Origin of the sequence: Providencia sp. (assembly GCF_052096715.1) — a bacterium.
Lineage (GTDB): Bacteria > Pseudomonadota > Gammaproteobacteria > Enterobacterales > Enterobacteriaceae > Providencia.
The window spans coordinates 20,449-44,327 of record NZ_JBQDNB010000017.1 but is presented as its reverse complement, the minus strand read 5'-3'; the positions used below and the strand labels follow the sequence as shown (position 1 = coordinate 44,327).

The 23,879-nt window shown below is 38.1% G+C and carries 20 protein-coding genes; 12 read left to right on the top strand and 8 right to left on the bottom strand.

Translation table 11 applies throughout. The annotated features are described in order from the left end of the window. Positions 1-112 precede the first annotated feature (112 nt). Positions 113-2,143 (top strand): TonB-dependent copper receptor, encoded by a 2,031-nt coding sequence (locus ACTH6U_RS13695; RefSeq protein WP_294103097.1) that lies wholly within the window; start codon positions 113-115, stop codon positions 2,141-2,143. A gap of 115 nt (positions 2,144-2,258) precedes the next feature. Here ACTH6U_RS13695 and ACTH6U_RS13690 read toward each other — a convergent pair whose 3' ends face one another. Then, a complete protein-coding gene (locus tag ACTH6U_RS13690; protein WP_294103101.1) occupies positions 2,259-3,146 on the bottom strand; it encodes a helix-turn-helix domain-containing protein in 888 nt (295 codons plus the stop codon). 936 nt (positions 3,147-4,082) lie between these two features. On the opposite strand from ACTH6U_RS13690, the gene ACTH6U_RS13685 reads away from it, so the two are divergent. Next, positions 4,083-4,337 (top strand): helix-turn-helix domain-containing protein, encoded by a 255-nt coding sequence (locus ACTH6U_RS13685; RefSeq protein ID WP_294103103.1) that lies wholly within the window; start codon positions 4,083-4,085, stop codon positions 4,335-4,337. A gap of 222 nt (positions 4,338-4,559) precedes the next feature. On the opposite strand, the gene ACTH6U_RS13680 is transcribed toward ACTH6U_RS13685, so the two are convergent. Next, on the bottom strand, positions 4,560-5,555 hold the full coding sequence (locus tag ACTH6U_RS13680; RefSeq protein ID WP_441832442.1) for a hypothetical protein: 996 nt from the start codon (positions 5,553-5,555) through the stop codon (positions 4,560-4,562). A gap of 308 nt (positions 5,556-5,863) precedes the next feature. Then, entirely contained in the window at positions 5,864-6,703 is an 840-nt protein-coding gene (locus ACTH6U_RS13675) for a MurR/RpiR family transcriptional regulator (RefSeq protein ID WP_294103108.1), read from the bottom strand. A gap of 367 nt (positions 6,704-7,070) precedes the next feature. On the opposite strand from ACTH6U_RS13675, the gene ACTH6U_RS13670 reads away from it, so the two are divergent. From ACTH6U_RS13670 to ACTH6U_RS13650, 5 genes are all read left to right on the top strand, one after another. Then, entirely contained in the window at positions 7,071-8,582 is a 1,512-nt protein-coding gene (locus ACTH6U_RS13670) for a CoA-acylating methylmalonate-semialdehyde dehydrogenase (RefSeq protein ID WP_441832441.1), read from the top strand. A 12-nt stretch (positions 8,583-8,594) separates the two neighbouring features. After that, positions 8,595-10,532 (top strand): 3D-(3,5/4)-trihydroxycyclohexane-1,2-dione acylhydrolase (decyclizing), encoded by a 1,938-nt coding sequence (gene iolD, locus ACTH6U_RS13665; RefSeq protein WP_441832440.1) that lies wholly within the window; start codon positions 8,595-8,597, stop codon positions 10,530-10,532. Between the two features lie 650 nt (positions 10,533-11,182). Further along, entirely contained in the window at positions 11,183-12,169 is a 987-nt protein-coding gene (gene iolG, locus ACTH6U_RS13660; protein WP_434719395.1) for an inositol 2-dehydrogenase, read from the top strand. Between the two features lie 443 nt (positions 12,170-12,612). Beyond that, the gene (locus ACTH6U_RS13655) at positions 12,613-14,019 is read left to right on the top strand and encodes a sugar porter family MFS transporter (protein ID WP_441832439.1); all 1,407 of its coding nucleotides are present in this window, start codon (positions 12,613-12,615) and stop codon (positions 14,017-14,019) included. Between the two features lie 76 nt (positions 14,020-14,095). Continuing rightward, positions 14,096-14,524 (top strand): PTS sugar transporter subunit IIA, encoded by a 429-nt coding sequence (locus tag ACTH6U_RS13650; protein ID WP_294103120.1) that lies wholly within the window; start codon positions 14,096-14,098, stop codon positions 14,522-14,524. Between the two features lie 55 nt (positions 14,525-14,579). On the opposite strand, the gene ACTH6U_RS13645 is transcribed toward ACTH6U_RS13650, so the two are convergent. Further along, complete coding sequence (locus tag ACTH6U_RS13645) at positions 14,580-14,864, bottom strand: helix-turn-helix domain-containing protein (protein ID WP_441832438.1); 285 nt, start codon at positions 14,862-14,864, stop codon at positions 14,580-14,582. Further along, positions 14,857-15,177, bottom strand: coding sequence for a type II toxin-antitoxin system RelE/ParE family toxin (locus ACTH6U_RS13640; protein WP_441832437.1), 321 nt, complete (start codon positions 15,175-15,177; stop codon positions 14,857-14,859). The genes ACTH6U_RS13645 and ACTH6U_RS13640 overlap by 8 nt, the downstream gene beginning before the upstream one ends. A 477-nt stretch (positions 15,178-15,654) precedes the next feature. Here ACTH6U_RS13640 and ACTH6U_RS13635 point away from each other — a divergent pair, with 477 nt between their 5' ends. The 4 genes from ACTH6U_RS13635 to iolB are packed head-to-tail and all read left to right on the top strand — an operon-like array spanning position 15,655 to position 20,509. Continuing rightward, positions 15,655-16,788: a Gfo/Idh/MocA family protein gene (locus tag ACTH6U_RS13635; RefSeq protein ID WP_336428867.1), complete on the top strand. Its 1,134-nt coding sequence runs from the start codon at positions 15,655-15,657 to the stop codon at positions 16,786-16,788. Positions 16,789-16,813: 25 nt separating this feature from the next. Beyond that, positions 16,814-18,718 (top strand): bifunctional 5-dehydro-2-deoxygluconokinase/5-dehydro-2-deoxyphosphogluconate aldolase, encoded by a 1,905-nt coding sequence (locus ACTH6U_RS13630; protein ID WP_441832436.1) that lies wholly within the window; start codon positions 16,814-16,816, stop codon positions 18,716-18,718. Between the two features lie 30 nt (positions 18,719-18,748). Beyond that, positions 18,749-19,642, top strand: a complete 894-nt coding sequence (iolE, locus tag ACTH6U_RS13625) for a myo-inosose-2 dehydratase (protein ID WP_294103131.1) — start codon at positions 18,749-18,751, stop codon at positions 19,640-19,642. Between the two features lie 36 nt (positions 19,643-19,678). Continuing rightward, on the top strand, positions 19,679-20,509 hold the full coding sequence (iolB, locus tag ACTH6U_RS13620; RefSeq protein WP_441832435.1) for a 5-deoxy-glucuronate isomerase: 831 nt from the start codon (positions 19,679-19,681) through the stop codon (positions 20,507-20,509). A 94-nt stretch (positions 20,510-20,603) separates the two neighbouring features. Here iolB and ACTH6U_RS13615 read toward each other — a convergent pair whose 3' ends face one another. After that, positions 20,604-21,245, bottom strand: a complete 642-nt coding sequence (locus ACTH6U_RS13615) for an NAD(P)-dependent oxidoreductase (RefSeq protein WP_434719388.1) — start codon at positions 21,243-21,245, stop codon at positions 20,604-20,606. 110 nt (positions 21,246-21,355) lie between these two features. Next, a complete protein-coding gene (locus ACTH6U_RS13610) occupies positions 21,356-22,000 on the bottom strand; it encodes a TetR/AcrR family transcriptional regulator (RefSeq protein WP_434719387.1) in 645 nt (214 codons plus the stop codon). Positions 22,001-22,093: 93 nt separating this feature from the next. Between ACTH6U_RS13610 and ACTH6U_RS13605 the strand changes: the two genes are divergently transcribed. Further along, positions 22,094-22,786 carry a DAPG hydrolase family protein gene (locus ACTH6U_RS13605; RefSeq protein WP_441832434.1) on the top strand — a complete coding sequence of 231 codons (693 nt, stop codon included), beginning with the start codon at positions 22,094-22,096 and terminating at the stop codon, positions 22,784-22,786. 26 nt (positions 22,787-22,812) lie between these two features. On the opposite strand, the gene ACTH6U_RS13600 is transcribed toward ACTH6U_RS13605, so the two are convergent. Continuing rightward, entirely contained in the window at positions 22,813-23,781 is a 969-nt protein-coding gene (locus ACTH6U_RS13600) for an FUSC family protein (protein ID WP_294103148.1), read from the bottom strand. Positions 23,782-23,879 lie beyond the last annotated feature (98 nt).

Here is a 23,879-nt window from a genome sequence, read left to right as displayed (position 1 = left end):
TGGTTTCGTGCATCCTGAATTTGGCTTTCATTTTTAGGCGCTGCCCTAATGCACGAAATAAATACCGTGAGTCAAAGGCAAAAAATATTTAATAAAGAAACAGGCAATATATATGAACACACAAACGTTTAAGCTTACTCCAGTGACTCTGTTGGTTGTTGGTGCGATTTTTTCTGCTGCATCTATCGCCGCGGCTAATAGTGCTAATCAAAGTTTGTTATCAGAAAGCTCAGTAATGATAGTTACGGCTCCGGTTGATTCACCTTTAACTATTTCTACATCAACAAAAACACCAAGGCAGCCTGTGCCTGCAAGTGATGGCTCCGATTACTTAAAAACGATCCCAGGATTTTCACAAATCAGAAATGGAGGGACAAACGGTGACCCTGTTTTTCGTGGAATGTTTGGTTCTCGTTTACGAATTTTAACCAATGACGGTGAAATGTTAGGTGCTTGCCCATCACGTATGGATGCGCCAACGTCTTATATTTCACCTGAAAATTTTGATGTATTAAATATGATTAAAGGCCCGCAAACTGTGTTGTGGGGGCCGGGTAACTCAGCAGGTACTATTCGTTTTGATAGAGAAAAACCTGATTTTACTGAAGCTGGAATTAAAGGGAATGCGAGTGCTTTAACTGCATCTAATCACCGTTTGGATACTAATGCGGATATTAGTATAGGTAATGAAAAAGGTTATGTCCGTTTGATAGGTAATAAGTCTCGTTCTAATGACTACAAAGATGGCAATGGCGATAAAGTGCCATCAAAATGGGATAAATGGAATGCAGATATTGCCGTGGGTTGGACCCCCGATGAATATACGTTATTGGAGTTAACCGCAGGCAAAGGGGATGGTGAAGCACGCTATGCGGGAAGAGGAATGGATGGTTCACAATTTAAGCGCGATAGTTTAGGTTTACGTTTTGAAAAAAGTAACATTGGTACTGTCTTGGATAAAGTTGAAGCGAGTATGTACTACAACTATGCCGACCATGTTATGGATAATTACTCTTTACGCTCAACTTCAAACGGTATGGGTTCCGGTCATATGTCTAGTAGCCACGGCATGATGAATATGCCAATGAAAATGCGTGTTGACCGCGAAACCATTGGCGGTCGAGTCATGAGTACTTGGATTTGGTCTGACTATGAGTTACGAACAGGTGCTGATATGCAAACGAATCAGCATCGAAGTAATAGCAATAATAGTTGGATTAAAGATGCTAAGTTTCAGGATTATGGTGTTTTTGGTGAGCTATCTTGGAACGCAACACAGCAAGGAAAAATGGTGAGTGGGGCGCGTTTAGATAGAGTTATTGTCGATAATTATAAAGACGTAGGTGCTTCAGGGCGTAATACGGTGATGCCTGCTGGTTTTGCTCGTTATGAATATTCGCTTTCTGATGTGCCTGTGATGTTGTATGCCGGGGTCGGTTATACTGAACGTTTTCCTGATTATTGGGAGCTTTTTTCACCTAAGCTAGGTCCTGATGGTACGAGTCGTGTTTTTGATACGTTGAAGACAGAAAAAACCGCGCAGTTAGATATTGGTGCTAAATACAGCAATGAGCAAACTAATGCTTGGGTTTCGGCTTACATGGGGCGTGTTGATGATTTCATTCTTTTCCGTTATAGCGCAACGGATTCAAGAATGAGCCAAGTTGAAAATGTGAATGCAATGATTATGGGCGGGGAGCTGGGTATTGCCCAAAAGCTCAGCGACGAATGGAAAGCGGATGCGAGCTTAGCTTATTCTTGGGGGGAAAATAGAACGGATGGCTCAGCATTACCACAAATGCCACCACTCGAAAGCCGTTTTGGTCTCTCTTGGGAAAAAGGAGATTGGACAACAACGGGGTTAATTCGTGTTGTTAGCCGCCAAGATCGTGTTGCGATCAATGATGGAAACGTTGTGGGCAAAGACTTCAGTAAAAGTGCAGGTTTTACTATTTTCTCACTCAATACCGCCTATAAAGTAAACGAGAATGTGAAATTGAGCGCAGGGGTTGATAATTTGTTTGATAAAACCTACAGCGAACATTTGAATTTGGCTGGAAATAGTGGTTTTGGTTATTCATCAAACAGCCCTGTTAATGAGCCAGGTAGAACATTTTGGGCGAAAATGAATCTGACATTTTAATTGTGTGTTATTAATTAAAATAATAGGTGTTGTGACGCTGATCGTTATACCTGTAATATCGGTATAAGCTGACTATAGTTAGCGAGTCGAAGGATCGACTGGCTAACTAGTTTGATTATTCAGCGATGACAGGTATGTAATAATTTAATTCTTTAATATAACTATGTGAATTATCAATGAATTCATTATAGGTTGGTTTAGAATTCAACACATAATGTTCAATGTCTGCTCCTTCGCCACGAGCAATATCCATTTCAGCTAATACTTTTCCGTAAACCGTATAAATAATATCATTGTAATTAATACCTTTAAGGCTCCCTATAAATTTGATTTTGAGGTAGTTCCCTTGTGGTAATTTTAAACTTTTTGTTTGAGGCGTAACGATATCAACTTCATTCTCATCAAAAGCTGTTGAATATAAAAAGCGACCTTCTTCAGTAGCAGAAGCATCAATTCCATGTATAGCGTAGAGATTTTTTGTAACGTACTTATTTTTATCAAGAAAATTTCGCCAATAGCTTTTTCTTAATTCTTGCGTATTAAGATTCCACTCATTAATGTTTTGTACATAACGATGAGTAGTACCTAGAAGGTTGATAGCAGGCAAATGAACAAGTTTAACTTCTGCTTGTAGCTCTTTACTTTCTCTTAATGGCAAACAAAAGCCTTCTACCTTCCATCCTGTACGCTTTCTATATTCTGATGGTGTGATATTAAACTGTTTTTTGAATGCGCGGCAGAATGTTTGCTGAGAGTCAAAGCGGTATCTCAACGAGATGTCCATGATGCTGTCATTTGTGAGACGCAGTGCGACAGCTGAGCATGATAGACGTCTAGCTCGAATATAAGAGCCTAAGGCTAGGCCTGTTTGATTTTTAAACAGGCGCTGGAAGTGCCATTTAGTATATCCAGATTTATCAGCGACTGTATCTAAAGATAGCCGAGATTCTAAATTTTGCTCTATCCAGAGAATGATTTCCCTGATAACACTTTCTTGTAGCATGGTTGCCCTTTCTAGTCATTTTTACTTAAACTTGAAATATAGAGAGCCGAGTTATCGGTTGTTGGGATTGAATCTGATAAAAAATAATAGTTACCAGTAACAGAATAGCATAGCTACTGAGAATTTTTTTAAACAGATGTGAAGTTAAGTAAGTTTTACTCTTATTATTAAAGATAACGCTTCTCATGGGTAACATGGGATTGACTTTAGTTAGTACTTTCTGGTAGAAAAATCCTTCTAGGATTATTTTATGTGGGTTATTGTAGTGGTAAATAAGTTGATACGATGAAATTCTCCTTTTTTGCGTGCTATGTTTTTGGTTGCCGTTATGAAATTAAGTATTTAAATAACATATTGAAATAACAAATATTTTTCTTACAGTGATAATTGAAGTGTATTATTGCAACTATTAATTATAAAAATATGACCAATAGTGATAGATGATTTAATTTTGTTGGGTAATATGTTTTTTAAATAGTAATTAAGAATTATCTAAGAATTCAAAAAAATATGCTATTAAGCAGAAACCATTAGAAACTTGTAAATACAAATTGTGACGAATTATTGTAAAAACTAATACTTAATATTAGATAATTGTTTTGTTACATCAATAGAATAAGCTAGACTTTATATTCTAGCAATTAATACGCTTTTAAGTTTTAATCAATAGTTGACTGTCTTAATTAGACTTAGGATATCGCCTAATTAATGTTTTTAAGTGACTTGCATCACTATTTTTAATTATTATTACATTGTATTTCATTTGATGTTAATCAATAGGTTATGAATTATTTTGATTGTTTCATTTTTAAAGTAGTCAAAATTGGACGTGATTTTCATCACATTTATTAATGTAGGTCAATTATTTGATTTAAATGTGGTGATAATTTACTCGCCGACAGTTCATGTTCAGTTATATTAATAATAGGAGTATCTATGCATAAAGATGAAATTGCAAAAATGCTAGGCATTAAAATCCGTAAGCAACGAGAAAGTCATAAGATGACACTAAAGCAGACTGCACTGCTAATTGGGGTTTCAGAGGATGAAATGAATCGGTTTGAAAGTGGTGAAAGTTGTATTGATATAGATTCTTTATTCCAATTTGCATATTTATTTAATTTAGAGCCGACAGTATTTTTAACGAGTGTCGTCAATATCAATAGTGGTACGCGTAACACTATTCATTAAAGTATTATTTATTAAAGTACACTTTTTAAGTGCTATCGTTTTAAGCACCATTGATTAAAACACAGTTTATAAGTATTAAATGTAATATTGAATTACATAGGTATTGGGTTGTTTACATTAAAATTTTTAACAATAAAGAATGTGATGACGATAGATAACATTAAAAGGGGTAATTCAATGAGCCTAGGCTCTTACCCCTTTTGATGGTGATTATGCAATTCATTAGATAAACGCTTTGAGTTTTAGTTGCCCTAAAATATTTTCAGTTATCAGGTTGGTATTCATAAAATGCGTGGCTTTTCTTTGTTTAGTTTCACTTCGTAACTTTAAAACAAATTGGTCAAGCTGCTTGATCACTGCATCATCATCAGTAACTAGATGGTTTTTTTGTTCAGTGATTAAATTATTCTCAAACTGAAAGTTATGATTGCGTTGTTTTAATGATAGTCGGTCTGAAATATTTCCCGTATTGAAAAATAACTCAAATGAAATGAGTAACCCATTTTCAGTACGTAAATTAATGATTAGTACGTCACCATCTTCCATTTTTGAAAAAGGATGAGAGTATTGGATAGACGCAGTGCTTAATGTAAAACTAGGCAATAGTGTTAAAAGAAGTGATACTTTATCTGAAATTACTGCACGTAATGTATTGAACGGTATTCGGTCATCGGGCTCAATTTTTCTATGAGCCGATAATCTCAGTAAACCCGCCTCTGAATTTTTCTCTGATAACAATTCTAAATTTAAATCACAAAATTGCGTTTCAAAACTTATGGGATGGCTATGACTTATGTTGACACCGTTGAGTTTAGCTAATTTTAATAAGGTCGATAGCTCATCTTCGCAGTAGTTAGGAATATTATTAAGTAGTATATCTTTACCTGCATCTACTGCTGTGTGGATCGTAAATTTTAATAATTCATCACTGTAAACAGATGTGATAATAACTGAACTAATTTCTTCATTATTAATGAGATTCTCAATCTTTCTTTTTTGGCACATAAAGTAAGATGCAGAGGGCATTGCCGAATCAATCTCACAAACAGCTTTGAGTTCGCAATGGTGAGAACTGTGGTTGATAGCTTGCATGTAACGGTGGTTATAAGCCGTCGAGCCGATTAAGCCAATTCCCACTCTATTTAATGAAACAAGAGAATGCTGTTCTTCAAGTAAACGAAGATGACCAAGTAAATAGAGGAAGTGAGTATTCATCATCGTCGTTCCCTATAATAAGCGTTATACTCAGAATTCACATAATCTCAACATAGCAGCATGAAACAATAATTTCATTTCATTGTTACGTTGAAATTTGTATTTTCTGACAGAACTCACAAATTAGATATAATAATAGAGAAAAACGATATTGTGGTTGTCACCATAAATTGTTATCACGATGTATGGTTAGGAGATACTAAAAATTTAAATAATGTTTGATATGAATGATTAAAATTAACATGAAAAAATTTAAAAAAATTACTCTGTCACAATGGAGGCGTTTGTAACAGAGTCTTTGGCGTTGATGGTTAAATTAATTTTTTACTGCCTTGGCGATATGCTAAGGCCACCGTCAGTGATTGCGCTAAACAAAGTGTTGCTGACTGGGAACGAAATGCATCAACTTGCGCTTCTTTAATGACAAAACACACATCGCTGAAACTGGCTAATGGACTAATTTGGCTATCGGTTATAACGATTTGCCGAGCTCCAGTTTGTGCTGCTTTTTCACTGACCATAATAGTTTCAGATGCGTAAGGTGTGAAACTAATAGAAATAACGACATCATTTTCACTAATACGATTTATTTGCTCTTTAAACATTCCACCGAGGCCATCAATTAATACTGGACGGCATTCAAGATGACTAAGTGCATAGCTTAAATAAGTGGCAACACTAAAGGAGCGGCGTAGGCCTATAATGTAAATATTTTGAGCCTCTGCCAGTAAAGATACTGCTTTTTCCATATCTTCAGGCGGTGTTCTCGCTGCCATTTGCTGTAATGCTTGAGCGTTTGAGTGAGCAAATTCTTTTAAAATTTGAGCAGGGTCATCACTCAATTCTTGGTCGCTATCCATCTCACGAAACAGTCTTGCTCTATCTGTATAGCTTGCAGTTTCTTCAACAAGATTCATTCGAAATAATTGTTTCATTTCATTAAAGCCACTGAAATCAAATGCATTGGCAAAACGAATTAAAGTTGAAGGAGGGACATTCGCCTCTTTAGCAATAACTGCAACGGTATCAAATGCGACACTGTTGGTATTATCTAACACGTATCTCGCCACTTGTTGTAGCCGTTTACTTAACTCATCATATCGAGAGCGAACTTGCTCCTGAAACTCATTTAAATTTGATGCTGTGGACATATAACCTCCGTGATTGGCCATTAATTGTAGTTGTTTTCTGCTGTTAGTCGAATCTTTTTGAAACAGTTAGTTCAAACAGATAAAATGACCTTTTCCGATGCCCTAAATAATTTAACTTTTGGGTAGTATAAATAATGCCGCAATTTTTATAAATAATGACTTATAACGTGAATTAAGATGAGTATCTATGTGAATAAATGATTAAATGCAATTTTGAAACAAGAATCGTAATCTTGAATTGATAATTTCATAAAAGCTTTGTCTGGATCACATAAATTGAATGTTGTTTCAATTTTAGTTGAAAATGAAATGAATATTTCATATACCTTTACTAACAAGGTAACTCTATCAGCTAAAGAGAGGCAACATGAAACAGATTCAAAATTTCATTGGTGGCGAAATAGTATCCAGTAAAAGTGGACGTTTTGCGCCAGTGTATAACCCGGCGACGGGTGAGCAAATTGCACAAGTTGTACTAAGTAGCGCCGATGAAACTAAACAGGCAATAGAGATTGCACATAAAGCATTTTCTCAGTGGTCTAAGCTATCTCCGCTAAGACGCTCTCGTATTCTGTTTAAATTCAAAGCATTACTTGAACTTAATATGGATAGCTTAGCGCGCCTTATTTCACAAGAGCATGGTAAAGTATTTTCTGATGCAGTGGGTGAAGTCACGCGTGGTCTTGAAGTTGTTGAATTTGCTTGCGGTATTCCTCATCTGCAAAAAGGTGAACATTCAGCCAACGTTGCAACAGGTGTTGATAGTCATTCACTGATGCAACCATTAGGTGTTTGCGTTGGTATTACTCCGTTTAACTTTCCTGCAATGGTCCCAATGTGGATGTTCCCAGTTGCCTTAGCAACAGGTAATACTTTTATTTTGAAGCCTTCAGAAAAAGACCCTTCTTTGGCATTGGAACTCGCTAAATTATTGAAAGAAGCAGGTTTACCTGATGGCGTGTTTAATGTTGTTCAAGGGGATAAAGAGTCTGTTGATACATTACTCACAGCGCCAGAAGTTCAAGCTGTCAGTTTTGTTGGCTCGACTCCGATTGCTGAATATATATATTCTACAGCGTCTAAGCATGGTAAGCGTTGTCAAGCACTCGGCGGTGCAAAAAATCATTGCATATTGATGCCTGACGCAGATATGGACCAAGCAACAAATGCCATCATGGGCGCTGCGTTCGGTGCGGCAGGTGAGCGCTGTATGGCATTGTCAGTTGTTCTTGCTGTTGGTGATGAAACCGCAGATTCTTTAATTGCTAAACTCAAAAGTCAAATTGCTAAAATGACGGTAGGCCCAGGTCTTACCGAAGGCAAAGAAAATGATATGGGTCCGGTGATTTCAGCGCAACATAAAGCGAAGATTTGTGACTATATTACTAGTGGTGAGAAACAAGGTGCGAGCTTATTAGTTGATGGTCGTAGCTTCAAAGTTTCTGGTTTTGAAAATGGTTATTTTGTTGGCCCAACATTATTTGATAATGTCACCCCTGAAATGGATATTTATAAAGAAGAAATATTTGGTCCAGTACTCGCGATTGTCCGTGTACCTGATTTTGAAACAGGGCTGAAACTTATCAATCAACATGAGTATGGTAATGGAACTGCAATTTTTACTCGTGATGGTGAAACCGCGCGTGAGTTCCAAGAAAATGTGCTTGCAGGGATGGTTGGGATAAATATTCCGATCCCAGTACCAATGGCATTCCATAGCTTTGGTGGTTGGAAACGTTCTATTTTTGGCCCATTGAATGTCCATGGTAATGACGGTGTTCGTTTCTATACACGAATGAAAACAGTAACAAGTCGTTGGCCTGCTAGTGTTCGTTTAGAGCATCATGAAAGTAGTTTCACAATGCCAACTATGGAATAAATGGAGACCCTTATGAATAAGCAGAAAATGACCACAGCTCAAGCGTTGGTTAAATTTCTTAATCAGCAGTATGTTGAAGTCGATGGTGAACAGTATCCGTTTATTCAGGGGGTATTTACCATTTTTGGTCATGGTAACGTTGTTGGGTTAGGGCAGGCGCTTGAAGAAGCGCCGGGTCATTTACGTGTTTATCAAGGATGCAATGAGCAAGGTATGGCTCATATTGCTACCGGTTTTGCGAAGCAAAAAAAACGTAAACAGATTTTTGCTGTGACCTCTTCGGTGGGACCTGGCGCAGCAAATATGATAACGGCTGCGGCGACAGCAACAGCTAATCGTATTCCATTATTGCTATTACCGGGCGACACATTTGCCACCCGCCAACCTGATCCTGTTTTGCAGCAGGTCGAGCAATATGGTGATGGAACTATTAGTACTAATGATTGCTTTAGGCCTATCTCTCGTTATTGGGATAGAGTCTCTCGACCTGAACAGCTTATGGCAGCAATGATTAATGCTATGAGAGTACTAACTGATCCTGCGGATACGGGCGCGGTGACAATTTGTCTACCCCAAGATGTTCAAGGTGAGGCGTGGGATTACCCAGATTATTTTTTTGAAAAGCGAGTTCATCGTATTGAGCGACGTCCTGCTACCACGATCAGCCTGAATGAAGCTGTTAGTCTTATTCAAAGTCACAAAAAACCATTATTAGTTTGTGGTGGCGGTGTTCGTTATTCAGAAGCACATGATGTTTTTCTAGATTTTGCTCAGCGTTATTCGATACCTTTTGGGGAAACCCAAGCGGGTAAAAGTGCGATTGTGGCAAGTCATCCTCTGAACGTTGGGGGGATTGGGACTACCGGAGGACTCGCGGCAAACTTATTAGCTAAAGATGCCGATCTGGTGATTGGCGTAGGGACTCGTTTTACTGACTTTACGACGGCGTCTAAATCATTATTTAGTCATCCCAATGTCAAGTTTTTGAATATTAACGTAGCAGAGTTCGATGCAGGCAAACTTGATGGATTAAAAGTTATCGCTGATGCTAAAGAGGCACTTTCGGCTATCGATAAGCTAATGCAAGGAACTGGCTATCAAGCACAGTGGGGCGAAGCTATTTCTAAAGCAAAACAGCAGTGGCAAACAGAATTAACACGTTTATTTTCAATTCAATATAAACCATTGGATTTTGTACCTGAAGTTGCCGGACATCTTGATGACAAGTTGGAAGAATACAAGAATGTGTTAGGCACTGAGCTTACACAAACTCGCGTTTTAGGGCTTATTCAGCAAAATATGGAAGATAACGCCATTATCGTGGGTGCTGCGGGTTCGCTACCGGGCGATCTTCAGCGTATTTGGTTACCGAAACATCGTGATACTTATCATCTTGAGTACGGCTACTCTTGTATGGGTTATGAAATTGCGGCCGCAGTGGGTGCTAAAATTGCAGCGCCAACACAACCTGTTTATGCAATGGTCGGTGATGGTTCATATCTGATGCTACACAGCGAGTTACAAACTGCTATCCAAGAAAACCTTAAGATCACTATCTTATTATTTGATAATGCAGGGTTTGGTTGTATTAATAACCTGCAAATGAGCCAAGGTATGGGGAGTTTTGGTACCGAAAATCGTCATCGTAACCCACAAACGGGTTTAATGGATGGTCCATTAGTTAAAGTGGACTTTGCTAAGAATGCAGAAAGTTATGGATGTAAGAGCTATCGCGTGCATGATGAAACTCAATTAATCTCTGCTATTGAAGATGCAAAGCTGCAATTAGGCTGTGTGTTAATTGATATTAAAGTCTTACCTAAAACCATGACAAATGGCTATGAGGCATGGTGGCGAACGGGTACAGCTCAGGTTGCTAATAAACCTGAAATAGTCGCAGCTGCGGATAAAATTAAGCACATGGTGGATAATAACGTTCGCCTGTATTAGTACACGTCATTTTAGAAAATGAGTTTTAGGGGAACTCGAAGGCAATTTGCCTTTGAGTATATTCCCTTGTTCTAAAGGTCGTGAGGTAGGGTAATGTCGGATTATTTGCATGGATTGCTTTCGGATATTATTTAATTTTAATTGGGTTAATTAATGCCGTTGTTTTATTTTTATTGCTCAGCTTTTGCTGAGCTTTTTTGTGCTTAATGATTTGATTAGCAGTTAATGTGAGATTTTTTTCTTACATTATTGCATTTCAATGACTAATTTATTGTAAATCAACTGGGTAAATGTAAACTGTTTCGAACTTTTTTATTTTTCTTTTTATCTTAAGCAGTCTTAAAGCTATGCAGTAGTTGATTAAAACCGAAGGATAAATTGAAACGTTCATTTCAATTTGTTTCGTTTGTGATTGAAATCGTTTGTTTTTCGATAGAAAAAGGAGCCATTGCGCTTTTATACGTCTAATTGATTGAGTTTACATTATTGTTTTGTGATCTTAATAACACTAAAAATCCACTTTTAGATAACATTTGTTACCTAGCGCTCAAAAATATAATTTTCAAATAATTATAAATTGAAATGAATGTTTTATTTGGTATATTCCATACTATCCTAATAGTGGATTTAAAGTATCAAGGAGCATTTAAATGTTCAACATAGCACTATTTGGCGCAGGACGTATTGGACAGGTGCATGCTGTTAATATTGCCGGCCATAAAGAAACCACACTTTATTCTGTTATTGATCCATACCAACCAAATGCAGATGCGCTAGCTGAAAAGTATCAGGCAAAAATTCAATCAGTAGAAGAAGCAATGCAAGACCCGAATGTACACGGTGTTTTGATTGCATCTGCGACAGACACTCATGCGAATTTAATTGAATTGGCAGCAAAACATAAAAAAGTTATTTTTTGTGAGAAGCCTGTCCACTTAGATCTTGAACGTGTTAAGCAGTGTTTAAAAAGCGTTAAGGAACACAATGTTCCTCTCTTTATTGGTTTTAATCGCCGCTATGACCCTCAATTCCGTCACCTTAAAAATTTATTCGAACAAGGCGCAATTGGTAAAGCTGAATCTTTAATTATCACTTCACGTGACCCATCACCACCACCTGCTGAATATGTGAAAGTTTCAGGGGGTATGTTTAGAGATATGACCATCCATGATTTTGATATGGCGCGCTTTATGATTGGTGAAGAGCCATGTTCTGTCTTTGCACAAGGTAGTAATGTCGTTGATCCTGCAATTGGTCAAGCTGGAGATATTGATACCGCATTTATAATTTTGAAATTCCCATCTGGTGCTATGGCAACGATTTCGAATAGTCGTCGCTCAGGTTATGGCTATGATCAACGTGTTGAGTTACATGGTGAAAAAGGATTATTAACGGCGGGAAATATCAAAGAAAATAGTGTGGAATTACTTAGCGAAGTTGGCTGTTTATCTGCAAAGCCTGAATTCTTTTTCTTACAGCGTTACAACGAAGCTTACAAAGCAGAGTGGAATCACTTTGTTGATATTTTAGCTGGACGTGCTGAATCTGAAACAACCGGTACCGATGGTGAACTTGCTTTATATCTTGCAGATAAAGCTCTTGAGTCATTAAAGACAGGTAAAGAAGTCAAATTATAGTTTATATTTTTAATTGGATTAGACTTTTTAATCTAATTAGAGTCATGTTATGAACGAGGGATATTCTCTCGTTCATAACACAAGCCTGAATATATTAACTCTGTAATTTTAAGGAATAAAATCAACAGAGGCAATGCAGACCTTACACTTAATCTAAAATGATATAAATGATTTATACCTTGCTATAAGTCTAGGTTTTATATTATTTATTTTATTTCAATTTACCTTATTTAAGTGTATGCATTTGTTTTTATAAAGAATGAGTGAGTGCGCCATATTTTAATTATTCTTTATATCAGGCTTGCAATTATCTTGATAATAATTCAATTAAAGTGCCAAAAACTTTTCATTATTTAATATTAAATACGTTCAATGAAATTTTAAATACTGAGAAAGATTTTTTTTGGCAGACATAGTGATTCAGATAATAAGGTAATAATAATATGTCATTAATAATGAATCTCAATGAGCAACAAAGAAAAAGATTGCATCAAATAACATTGGTTGCAACTTTTGGTGGATTACTTTTTGGTTATGATACCGGTGTTATCAATGGTGCATTTTCTTCATTGAAAGAAAACATGGGGCTAACGCCGACGACAGAAGGCTTAGTCATGAGTGTTCTGCTCGTTGGCGCAGCCTTGGGTAGTGTTTGTGGTGGGCGTATTGCTGACTTTGTTGGACGCCGAACCTATCTATTGTATCTCTCTTTTCTATTTTTGGTTGGTGCGTTTTTATCTGCTGCCGCGCCTAATATTGAAGTATTATTAATTGCTCGATTTTTACTCGGTTTTGCCGTAGGTGGCGCTTCGGTGACCGCACCTACATTTATTTCAGAAGTTGCTCCAACCGAGATGCGGGGAAAATTAACGGGATTAAATGAAGTTGCCATTGTTATTGGTCAGCTTGCCGCTTTCGCTATTAATGCTGTTATTGGCTTGATTTGGGGGCATTTACCTGAAGTTTGGCGCTATATGTTATTGGTTCAAGCGATCCCTGCGCTGTGTTTACTATTTGGTATGTGGCGAGCACCAGAAAGCCCACGTTGGTTAATGAGCAAAAACCGTCGTGAAGAAGCATTAAAGATTCTGAAACAAATACGCCCTGAAAAAAGAGCGATTCAAGAGTATCAAGATATTGTTACGTTGCTAGATGTTGAAGCGGCAGAGTTGAAACGAAATCCGCATGCCCATAAGAAAAACTTAGCACTTATTTTTAATACACCGTGGATCTTAAAGCTCGTCTTAATTGGTATTGTGTGGGCGGCATTACAGCAAACCACGGGCGTTAACGTCATCATGTATTACGGAACTGAAATCCTAAAAACAGCGGGTTTTTCTGAACAAACTTCGTTGATTTTTAACGTATTGAACGGGGTGTTCTCAGTTGGTGGTATGGTGATTGGCGTACTTTTCTTAGTTGATCGTTTTAAACGTAAAACATTAATTGTAGGCGGTTTTGCTTTAATGGCATCACTGCATTTATTAATTGCCGCCACCGACTATTTCTTAACAGGTGATGTAAAAGCAACGTTGATTTGGCTATTGGGAGCCGTCTTTGTAGGTGTAATGCAAGGTACTATGGGCTTCTTGACTTGGGTTGTCTTAGCTGAACTGTTCCCACTGAAAATTCGAGGGTTATCCATGGGGATATCAGTATTCTTCATGTGGATAATGAATGCTATCGTGAGCTATTTATTCCCAGTGATGCAAGCAGAGCTTGGCTTAGGCCCTGTCTTCTTAATTTTCGCAATAATAAACTATTTGGCGATAATATTTGTTGTGAAGTTGCTGCCTGAGACCTCAAACAAGTCACTAGAACAGTTAGAAAAAGAATTATCATCAATGTAGCATTGTCATAAAGGTAATATAGGGCAATTGCATTTGCGATATGAATACACCTAATTATCTATAAAGAGGGTTGTATATGATAGAACAACTAACGGCAAGTAACTTACATTTGGGTTGCCAAGCCAAAAACAAAGCCGAAGTATTGAAAATGGTCGGCCATGAGTTTAAGAATAAAGGTTATGTGGATCAAGATTGCGTTCATTTTCTCAATGAAAGAGAGTTGCAAATATCGACGTTTTTAGGCAATGGCATTACGCTGCCTCATCTACCGAAGTCTGCGAATGATATTATTCTTAAAACAGGCATTGAGATCTTTCAATTTCCCGATGGCGTTATTTGGGATAGAACGAATGTGATGTTTATTGCTATCGGTGTGATTGCAAAATCAAGAGAACATATTGATGTTCTTAGAGAAATAGCGTTGATTTTTAGTGATGAGTTTATTGCTAATGCGCTATCTATCACTTCAAGTGAGAAAGAGTTCCTCAGTATTTTACATCGCTAGATAGGTTATGACCATGAGCACCGATGTGGGGTGCTCATGGTTTTTTCATATGAGTTCATAGGATAATCTTAGGGTTTTTAACACCACAAGCAGCAGCATAGCGAGCTAATGTTTCTATTGTTGCTTTTTCAGCATTACGTTCAGTTCGAGATATTGCTGCGGGTGATATTCCGAGACGTGCCGCAACCTGAGAGCTGCTTAGACCTGCAGAACAGCGCCATGCTACTAATTGTTCACTAACACGTTCTGATCTTAATTGTTTTTCATAAAGAGTATTAATATCAGGATCAGATAAAATTTCTTCACGTGCACTTTCCCATGAAACTGATTTTTTACTCATCGTGTAGCATCTCCTCTAGTCGTTTAGCTGCATCAGATAACATTGATGAAGGCAACTTTACGGTACTTTTTGCGAAGATTTTTAGGATGAAAATTCGCTTACCTTTTCGATAAACATAAATAGCACGCCCTATATCCCCAGTTTTTGCTCTTAATTCAAAAAATCCGTCTTTAATTGGTTTTGTATCTGGCTCTCGAAGTGATATCGCATATATAGCGAGTTTATCAATTTGCCTAGTCATTTTAGCTTGTAATATTTTAGGTAATTCTTTTAACTCTTGTAATGCATCCTTGTGAATTTCAATCTCAAACATCAGCATCCCTCCGAATAAGTCACAATAGAGTAAAGCATAGTAACATTCAAGAGTTTAATTAACTTATAGGTTGAATTAATGTTTAAGTTAATAGTGTTTGTTTTAGAAAAATACTATTAAAAATTATGTAAATATTGATAATTAACGTGCTAGTACCCTTGTTTAATATTCATGTGTGATATTTGTTGACGCGAACATTCCATTTCTAGCTTAATTCATTTCATTTATATCGGTTTTATTCCATTTTTCATTTCATTCTGTATTTCATTGCTACAACTCCAATAATTAATTTCCTTATATATTAATCAATTAAACAAAAAATTAACGCCAGATCACAAAATGAAACTAATATTCCTTATTTTATTGAAAGTGAAATGAATATTCCGTATAACATTAGTATCAAATTAAAAATATCAAGCACAGACATCGGGTTGATAAACGCACCGCAGATGATGAGCGATAGAGGGAGTGTTCAAAATGAAAGAAATTCGTATTGGCATGATAGGTACCGGTTACATAGGGCGTGCTCACGCAATTGCTTATGCTCAGGCGCCAACAGTTTTTCCTCTGCAAGGAAAGCTCGTTCGTGAAATGATTGCTGAAATTACACCTGAATTGGCGCAAGAACGTGCAAAAGAAATGGGCTTTAATCGTTCAACAGATGATTGGCGCAAGCTGGTTGCTGACCCAAATATAGATGTGGTTGATATTTGTTCACCAAATTTTTTACATAAAGAAATGGCAATGGAAGCGATTAAACATGGCAAACATGTTTATTGTGAAAAGCCATTAGCGTTGAATTCACAAGATGCTAAAGAAATGGTTGAAGCGGCTGAAAAAGCAGGCGTCAAAACCTTAGTAGGCTTCAATTATATGAAAAACCCAACGGCACAATTAGCGAAACAGATTATTGCTAATGGTGAAATTGGTGACGTTATCCATTTTTATGGTACTCATAATGAAGACTATATGGCTGACCCTAAAGCGCCTATCCATTGGCACTGTTTTAAAGAAAAAGCGGGTTTGGGTGCATTAGGTGATTTATCTGCACATATTATCAATATGGCACAATTTTTGGTCGGCGATATTGAAACTGTCTGTGGCGATATGGAAATTGTGATTAAACAGCGTCCGGAAAAAATGGGCTCCTCAGTCATGGTAACAGTTGAAAATGAAGACCAAGCTCACGCAATGGTACGTTTTGCGGGTGGGGCAATGGGGGTTATTGAAACGTCTCGTATTGCATCGGGTCGTAAAATGGGACTGACTTATGTGGTGACGGGCACGAAAGGAACATTATCCTTTACACAAGAAAGAATGGCTGAGCTGAAATTGTATCGCCATGATGAGCCTTCAAATCGCCAAGGATTTAAAACAATTTTAGTTGGCCCAGAGCATCCTGATTACGCTCCTTTTTGTAATGGCGCGGGTCATGGTATTGGATTTAATGATCAAAAGACCGTTGAGGTTCGCGATTTAATTGATGGCGTTGCGACGAATAAAAAAATGTGGCCTGACTTTGAAGAAGGCTGGAAGGTGTCGCGTATTTTAGATGCTATCGCTCTTTCTTATGATGAGCAGCGATGGGTTAAAGTTAATGAAATCAATTGATTCTGTTGTAGTTAAGGGGTGATTAATGGATAAGCAGAAGAAGTTAGATGTTATCTGTATGGGCCGTATTGCCGTTGACCTTTACGGACAACAGATAGGTTCTCGATTAGAAGATATGAGTAGTTTTGCTAAGTATCTAGGCGGTTCTTCTGGAAACGTTGCATTTGGTACTGCAATACAAGGCTTAAAATCATCAATGCTTGCTCGTGTTGGTGATGAACATATGGGTCGTTTTTTACGTGAAGAATTGCAACGTGTTGGCTGTGATACCAGTAATCTGATTACCGATAAAGATCGCTTAACTGCACTGGTTGTTTTGGGCATCAAAGATCAAGATACTTTTCCGTTGATTTTTTATCGTGAAAATTGTGCTGATATGGCTATCACACCTGATGACTTTACTGAAGAGTATATTGCATCAGCTCGTTGCTTAGCGATTACAGGCACTCATTTATCAAACCCTAAAACGCGTGCCGCGGTGTTAAAAGCACTGGAATATGCCAAACGTAATAATGTTAAGACGGCTATTGATATCGATTATCGCCCTGTCTTGTGGGGACTCACTTCTCTGGGGGATGGCGAAACACGATTTATTGCATCAGACAAAGTGACTGAAGAACTGCAAGAAGTATTGTCAATGTTTGATTTGATTGTGGGAACGGAAGAAGAGTTCCACATTGCAGGTGGTACAACGGACACCATTCAAGCATTGAAAAATATTCGTAAAATCAGTCATGCTGAATTAGTTTGTAAACGAGGTTCACTAGGCTGCTCAGTATATAGTGGGGCAATTCCTGAAACTTTAGACGAAGGTATTACTGTTCATGGCGTTCGAGTTGATGTTCTAAACGTGTTAGGCGCAGGTGATGCTTTTATGTCTGGCTTGCTACGTGGCTACTTGAATGGTGAAGGTTGGGAGAAAGCTTGCGCTTATGCTAATGCTTGTGGCGCTTTGGTGGTTTCTCGCCATGGCTGCGCCCCTGCAATGCCATCTAAAATTGAGTTAGATAATTACCTTGAACGTGCGGCATCAGTGCCTCGTCCTGATTTAGATCCTATCTTGAATCATTTGCATCGTGTGACTACGCGGGGGACACAGTGGGAAGAACTTTGTGTCATGGCATTTGATCATCGTATTCAATTTGTCGATATGGCGCGTACTGCTGGTGTTGACATTGACTGTATTCCCTATCTGAAAAAACTCATTTTCCGAGCCAGCCGTGAAGTGGCTCAAGAAGCTAACCTGAAAGGGAAAGCGGGATTACTTTGTGACAGTACTTTCGGACAAGATGTTTTAAATGATGCGACCGGACAAGGCTGGTGGATAGGGCGTCCAATTGAGTTGCCTGCTTCAAGACCACTTTGTTTAGAGCATGGAAATATTGGCTCTCAACTGGTTAGCTGGCCGAAAGAACACATTGTAAAATGTTTAGTCTTTTTCCATCCAGAAGATAATCATCCTCTGCGTCTTGAACAAGAAAAAACGGTTCAAGAAGTGTATAGCGCCTGTTGCCAATCAGGGCATGAATTATTGCTAGAGATTATTCTACCTGCGGATATGGAGCGTAATGATGAGCTCTATCTACGGGCAATAAAACGTTTTTATAATTTAGGCATTAAACCGGACTGGTGGAAATTACCGCCTTTACAAGCCGAAAATTGGGACGCAGTTGATAGTTTAATTCAAGAGCGTGACCCTTATTGCCGTGGTGTGGTTCTCTTGGGCCTTGATGCGCCACAAGCTGAGCTTCAGGCAGGTTTCAATGCGGCAGCGGGTAAATCCATTGTAAAAGGATTTGCTGTCGGACGGACATTGTTTGGTAAACCTTCATTAGAGTGGATGAAAGGGGAAATCAACGATGACGAGCTGGTACAGATGATTAAAACTAATTACCTCAACCTGATAGCCTTATGGCGTCAGCGTAAATAATATTACTTTTACCTACACAGGAGCTTCATCATGGCAATCCAACTTGGTATTAACCCTTTAACGTGGACCAATGATGATTTACCAACACTAGGGGCGGAAACGACTCTGGAAACTTGTCTAACAGAAGGCCGTCAGGCAGGATTCGCTGGTTTTGAATTGGGTAACAAATTTCCGCGTAAAGCTGAAATTTTGGGACCTATTTTAGAGCAGCACGATTTAAAATTAGTTTCAGGCTGGTATTCAGGTGAATTACTGACTCGCAGCGTGGAAGAAGAAATTGCAGCGGCGCAAGACCATCTTGCATTACTGCGTGATCTTGGCGCTAAAGTAATGGTTTTTGCTGAGGTTACTCATTGTATTCACGGTGACCAAGATAAACCTGTTCATATGCGCCCATTATTCCCAGCAGATCAGTGGGAAGAATACGGTAAAAAATTGACTGAGTTTGCGAAATATACATTATCTCAAGGTGTACAAATTGCTTATCACCATCACATGGGGACGGTAATTGAGTCTGCGGAAGATGTTGATAACTTGATGAAATATACCGGTGATGAAGTCGGTTTATTGTTAGATACAGGGCATTTAACCTTTGCAGGTGCCGATCCGGTGGAAGTGGCAAAACGTTGGGCGAAACGTATTAATCACGTGCATTGCAAAGATGTACGCCCAGACGTATTAAAAGATGTCAAAAATCGGAAAACCAGTTTTCTGAATGCAGTATTAGCGGGTGTTTTCACCGTACCGGGTGACGGTTGTGTTAATTATCCGGAAGTCTTTAAGGTATTGAAAAACAGTCAGTATGAGAATGGTTGGTTAGTGGTTGAAGCAGAGCAAGACCCTTCTATTGCGCATCCATTGACTTATGCGACTTTAGGGTACAATAACCTACATAAATTTGCTAAAGATGCAGGTCTGATTTAAGTCTAAGTGCTCGACGGGTATAAAGAGGTAAGCGATATGTCTAAATTATTATCAAAGTACCATGCTCCGGATACAGATAAGCGTACTCAGCATATTACGCCTGAGTCCGCGCATTGGGGATACGTACATTTTGATGTTTATGAATTAAAGCAGGGTGAGTCAATTTCCTTACTGGCATCGGATAATGAAATGTGTTTGGTATTAGTCGCTGGTAAAGCTTCGGTGAAAACACCTGCACAAACATTTGAAAATATCGGCGATCGCATGGACCCATTTGAGCGTAAGAAACCTTATGCGGTATATGTGACAGCTAATGAGTTTGCTGAAGTTAAAGCAGAAACGGCACTTGAGCTTGCAGTTTGTCGTGCTAAAGGAAAAGGAACTTACCCAACGCGTTTAATTGAGCCTAAAGATATTAATGCAGAACAACGCGGCCATGGTTTTAATAAACGCTATGTTCATAACATTTTACCTGATGATAAGGCAGCGGATAGCTTATTAGTTGTTGAAGTTTTCACTGATGAAGGTTGCACAAGTTCTTATCCAAGTCATAAACATGATGTGGATAACGAACCAAATGAAACTTATTTAGAAGAAACTTATTACCATCGTTTGAATCCGTCACAAGGGTTTTGTATGCAACGGGTATACACAGAGGATCGTGAATTAGATGAGTGTATGGCGGTGTATAATAAAGATGTGGTCATGGTACCAAAGGGATATCACCCAATGGCAACCGTTGCGGGTTATGATAACTATTATTTGAATGTGATGGCAGGTCCAACACGTAAATGGTTATTTACGTGGGAAAAAGATCACAATTGGGTCAATAGTGAAGTATATGCAGCCAAGCATCGTGAAAAATAAGTTATAGAATATGTCGCTAAGTTGAAACCAAATCTGTTATTTATTCTTTGCCGGTAATAATTACCGGCATTTTTTTGCTTAAATGATTCAAAAGCTAGTAAGCCGCGGTAAATTGCTGGCGAATAAACTGTGCATTTTCGGCTTCATCCAGTATTGCAACCGCAAGATCTTCGACTGAGATTTTAGCGGGTACATTGCCATTCATCAGTAATTGATTGCCACCAAGACGGAATGTTTCGGTTCGTTCTCCCGGTTCAAGTACTGCGGCAGGTGAAACAAAGGTCCAATCAATATCGTCGATAGTTTGTAATTGTTTTTTTAATTCCCTGACTGCTTCTGCACCTGGTTTTATTTCCGCAGGAAAATTAGGTGAATCAATTAAATCGACACCGGGCGCGATTTCAAGACTGCCAGCGCCACCAACCACAATAAAGCGTTTAACGAGTGAGTTTTTTACGGCTTGTAAAATTGCTCGATTACCGGCCACTGTGTCTTGATATAAATTTGGATTTTGCCAGCCGCCATTGAAGGCACTAATGACAACATCTTGTCCTTTCAATCTTGCCGTGAGCCAAGAAACATCCGTGATGTCACCTGTTGCGGTGATGAGCCTTGCATGTTGTGGTAGTTGATTGCTATGGCGAGAGATGGCAGTCACCTGATGATGACGTAGTAAGGCTTCATTAACTAATGCTTTACCCACAAACCCTGTTGCGCCAATGATGGATATTTTCATTTTTTGCCTCTCATGATATCGATACTTTAGATTCATTTTTAAAGTATAGAGCACGGTTGCCGTTAGCGTTATGTCCTGACTCTCAATCAATTAAAAAAACTTTGCGTATTTTATACTATCTGCAACGCAAATCTGCATAAACAGATGATGTGTTGGATTCGTTGTTCTAATTCAGGTGTCATACCAGGGGGAATGATCCCTAGCGATATTTGTCTTAAAGGTTCCGCAATAGCCATGGATAAAATCAAATCACTCATAACCGTAAAGTCATGGTTATTAATGAGTTGCTTATCGGCATGAATAGCAAGCCATTGTTTGAGTAAATATCGACTACGTTCTATACCGCTTCTTTGATACTTATCGAGCAGAATATTTTTTTGATTAAAATCTGTTTGCAGTAATCGATATAGACCCACGGCGCTGGGAGATAACACTTTTTGGGCGATTGCATTTAGATTACAGGCTAACAAATCAAAGAATTCATCAATGGAACTTGCTTCACGTTCAAACAGAGGGACGAAACTATCAGTCCAACTCAAAATAACTAGCTCTATCAGTGCTTCACGATTATCTACGAAACGATAAATTGTTTTTTTAGCGACACCTGCACGTTTTGCAATATTATCGATAGTGGTGAATTGGTATCCATTTTCAATCAGAGATTCGGCCGTTGCTTGAATAATTTTTTCTTTCAATTCACTCTCTGGAACGCTAGGTCTACCTCGGGTTTGCTTAGGTAATTCAGGTGTTGACATAAAGGGATATCCTTAAATTTTTTTCTTGACTTTGTTTTATTTTACATCAAATATAATTAAGAAACAAATTTAGTTTCCTAAATGAGGTGAGTGATGACAACGAATAAAACATGGGCAGTAGATAACATCAATGAATTATTATTATCGAAGCCATTACGTCTTGAAATGGGTATTGAGCGTGACAGTGAGGGCTTGTTAACTATTGCGGTACGTACAGACTTACATGGTTGTAAAGGTCGAATGCTTGAATGGTGGTTTACTTTTTTTGAAACAACGCAACATATTCGCTGGTGGCATCCCCATGATCATGTAGAGCACAGAGGCTGGGATGAAAAATGGCAGAAAGGACAAAGCTTTATTGGCGCATCAATTCATGCTGTGGAGTCTTTAGGCAATATTCCACCTGTTGCGGCAAAACTTAAATTTAGAGAAGCAAGAGATTTTTTTGATGAGCAAAAATTACATGAAGCAATTGAAAACAAATCAATTTCGGGTGCTGTTTGTGCATCAATTGGATTTGGTGACAATGTGCTAATGGATAAGAATGGCTATCCACTCGATGGTAAAATGATGCATTTAACGCGTGATACTGAGTTTGGTTGTGTGCTACGAAGTCGTTTTTTATTAGGGGCATCGCTATCTTCACCAGAACATGAGTTACCTGATGAAATCGGGTTAGAACTTATGCGCCATTGTTACAATGAATTTACGTATTTGTCGCGTTTCTTACCTTCACTGTATTATGGTGAGCATGCAAATGAAGAGAAAGCGCCTTTACCTTGGTAATTATTCTAATAGCCCTATTATTAGGGCTATTTTGCTTCTCTAAATAGTTTTAAAATAATACTGGTAACAATAGCAATCGCGCCACCAAGGGCTGTTTCTAATACTCTATCAAACAGTAGAACATAGGCGGGATGACGCCAATAAATAACTTGTTCAAGAATAGACAGTATTAGGCTAGTTACCACAAATGTCATAAATGTATAGCCATGATGAAAACTCATTGGCATGAGAAACGCAAAAATCACAATAGCGCTCAAACCAATATAAGGCATGAGCGGAGTATTAAACAGGAAATAAAGCAGTACAACGGAAATTAAACTTCCGGCAACTCTTTGTAAGGTGATGTGAATAATACTTTGTGATTTAGGGTGTAACACAAAAACGAAGGTCAGTAATGTCCAATAAAAATGTCCAAGATCGAACATTCTTGGAATGGCTAATGTTAGTAATAATCCGAGAGTATAAGTCATGGCTCGGGGAATAATATTTTTGCGCAGGGTAAATAAGTTTTGTTCGACTAAGCTACTGCTAATAACTGAATGGCGATAAACTTTATGACTCAATATATAGTTGGTCACTAAAGTAATACCACTACCAATGACAAAACCGAGTGCTAAGCTTTTTGATATATCGGGCAATATGGTGCCGATGGTTGACATGATAATCATAAATTTCATCGTCAAGTCCATCGCAGGATCTGTACCGTATAGTTGGTAATAAATAAAAGAAAAAACAGCTAAATAGATATAAAAGCCTATACCTAAACGTAGTGTATCACCAATTAAAATGGCGACTAAAATCATGGCTAACCAAAAAGCGGTATAAGCATAATTTTTATACTCTTTGGCGGCATTAAACAGATTGAAAGAGTATAAAGTAGAAAATGCTGCCCACATGGCGGCTTGCACATCTAAAATTGCAAAAGCTGCTCCTGCACTTAGTAACATACAGCAACTGAAAATGATCCCATCATGGATGGCAGGTAATGTTCTCATAATAAGATACTCACAATAAGATGTTCATAATTTGTTGATTAACTCATTAATTATTAAGAGAATTAAATAATAACATATTATGAAAGGATAATATGTTA

Coding starts and splice junctions, on each gene's coding strand:
- ACTH6U_RS13695 (WP_294103097.1), top strand. CDS start 113: ATGAACACACAAACGTTTAAGCTTACTCCAGTGACTCTGTTGGTTGTT.
- ACTH6U_RS13690 (WP_294103101.1), bottom strand. CDS start 3,146: ATGCTACAAGAAAGTGTTATCAGGGAAATCATTCTCTGGATAGAGCAA.
- ACTH6U_RS13685 (WP_294103103.1), top strand. CDS start 4,083: ATGCATAAAGATGAAATTGCAAAAATGCTAGGCATTAAAATCCGTAAG.
- ACTH6U_RS13680 (WP_441832442.1), bottom strand. CDS start 5,555: ATGATGAATACTCACTTCCTCTATTTACTTGGTCATCTTCGTTTACTT.
- ACTH6U_RS13675 (WP_294103108.1), bottom strand. CDS start 6,703: ATGTCCACAGCATCAAATTTAAATGAGTTTCAGGAGCAAGTTCGCTCT.
- ACTH6U_RS13670 (WP_441832441.1), top strand. CDS start 7,071: ATGAAACAGATTCAAAATTTCATTGGTGGCGAAATAGTATCCAGTAAA.
- iolD (WP_441832440.1), top strand. CDS start 8,595: ATGAATAAGCAGAAAATGACCACAGCTCAAGCGTTGGTTAAATTTCTT.
- iolG (WP_434719395.1), top strand. CDS start 11,183: ATGTTCAACATAGCACTATTTGGCGCAGGACGTATTGGACAGGTGCAT.
- ACTH6U_RS13655 (WP_441832439.1), top strand. CDS start 12,613: ATGTCATTAATAATGAATCTCAATGAGCAACAAAGAAAAAGATTGCAT.
- ACTH6U_RS13650 (WP_294103120.1), top strand. CDS start 14,096: ATGATAGAACAACTAACGGCAAGTAACTTACATTTGGGTTGCCAAGCC.
- ACTH6U_RS13645 (WP_441832438.1), bottom strand. CDS start 14,864: ATGAGTAAAAAATCAGTTTCATGGGAAAGTGCACGTGAAGAAATTTTA.
- ACTH6U_RS13640 (WP_441832437.1), bottom strand. CDS start 15,177: ATGTTTGAGATTGAAATTCACAAGGATGCATTACAAGAGTTAAAAGAA.
- ACTH6U_RS13635 (WP_336428867.1), top strand. CDS start 15,655: ATGAAAGAAATTCGTATTGGCATGATAGGTACCGGTTACATAGGGCGT.
- ACTH6U_RS13630 (WP_441832436.1), top strand. CDS start 16,814: ATGGATAAGCAGAAGAAGTTAGATGTTATCTGTATGGGCCGTATTGCC.
- iolE (WP_294103131.1), top strand. CDS start 18,749: ATGGCAATCCAACTTGGTATTAACCCTTTAACGTGGACCAATGATGAT.
- iolB (WP_441832435.1), top strand. CDS start 19,679: ATGTCTAAATTATTATCAAAGTACCATGCTCCGGATACAGATAAGCGT.
- ACTH6U_RS13615 (WP_434719388.1), bottom strand. CDS start 21,245: ATGAAAATATCCATCATTGGCGCAACAGGGTTTGTGGGTAAAGCATTA.
- ACTH6U_RS13610 (WP_434719387.1), bottom strand. CDS start 22,000: ATGTCAACACCTGAATTACCTAAGCAAACCCGAGGTAGACCTAGCGTT.
- ACTH6U_RS13605 (WP_441832434.1), top strand. CDS start 22,094: ATGACAACGAATAAAACATGGGCAGTAGATAACATCAATGAATTATTA.
- ACTH6U_RS13600 (WP_294103148.1), bottom strand. CDS start 23,781: ATGAGAACATTACCTGCCATCCATGATGGGATCATTTTCAGTTGCTGT.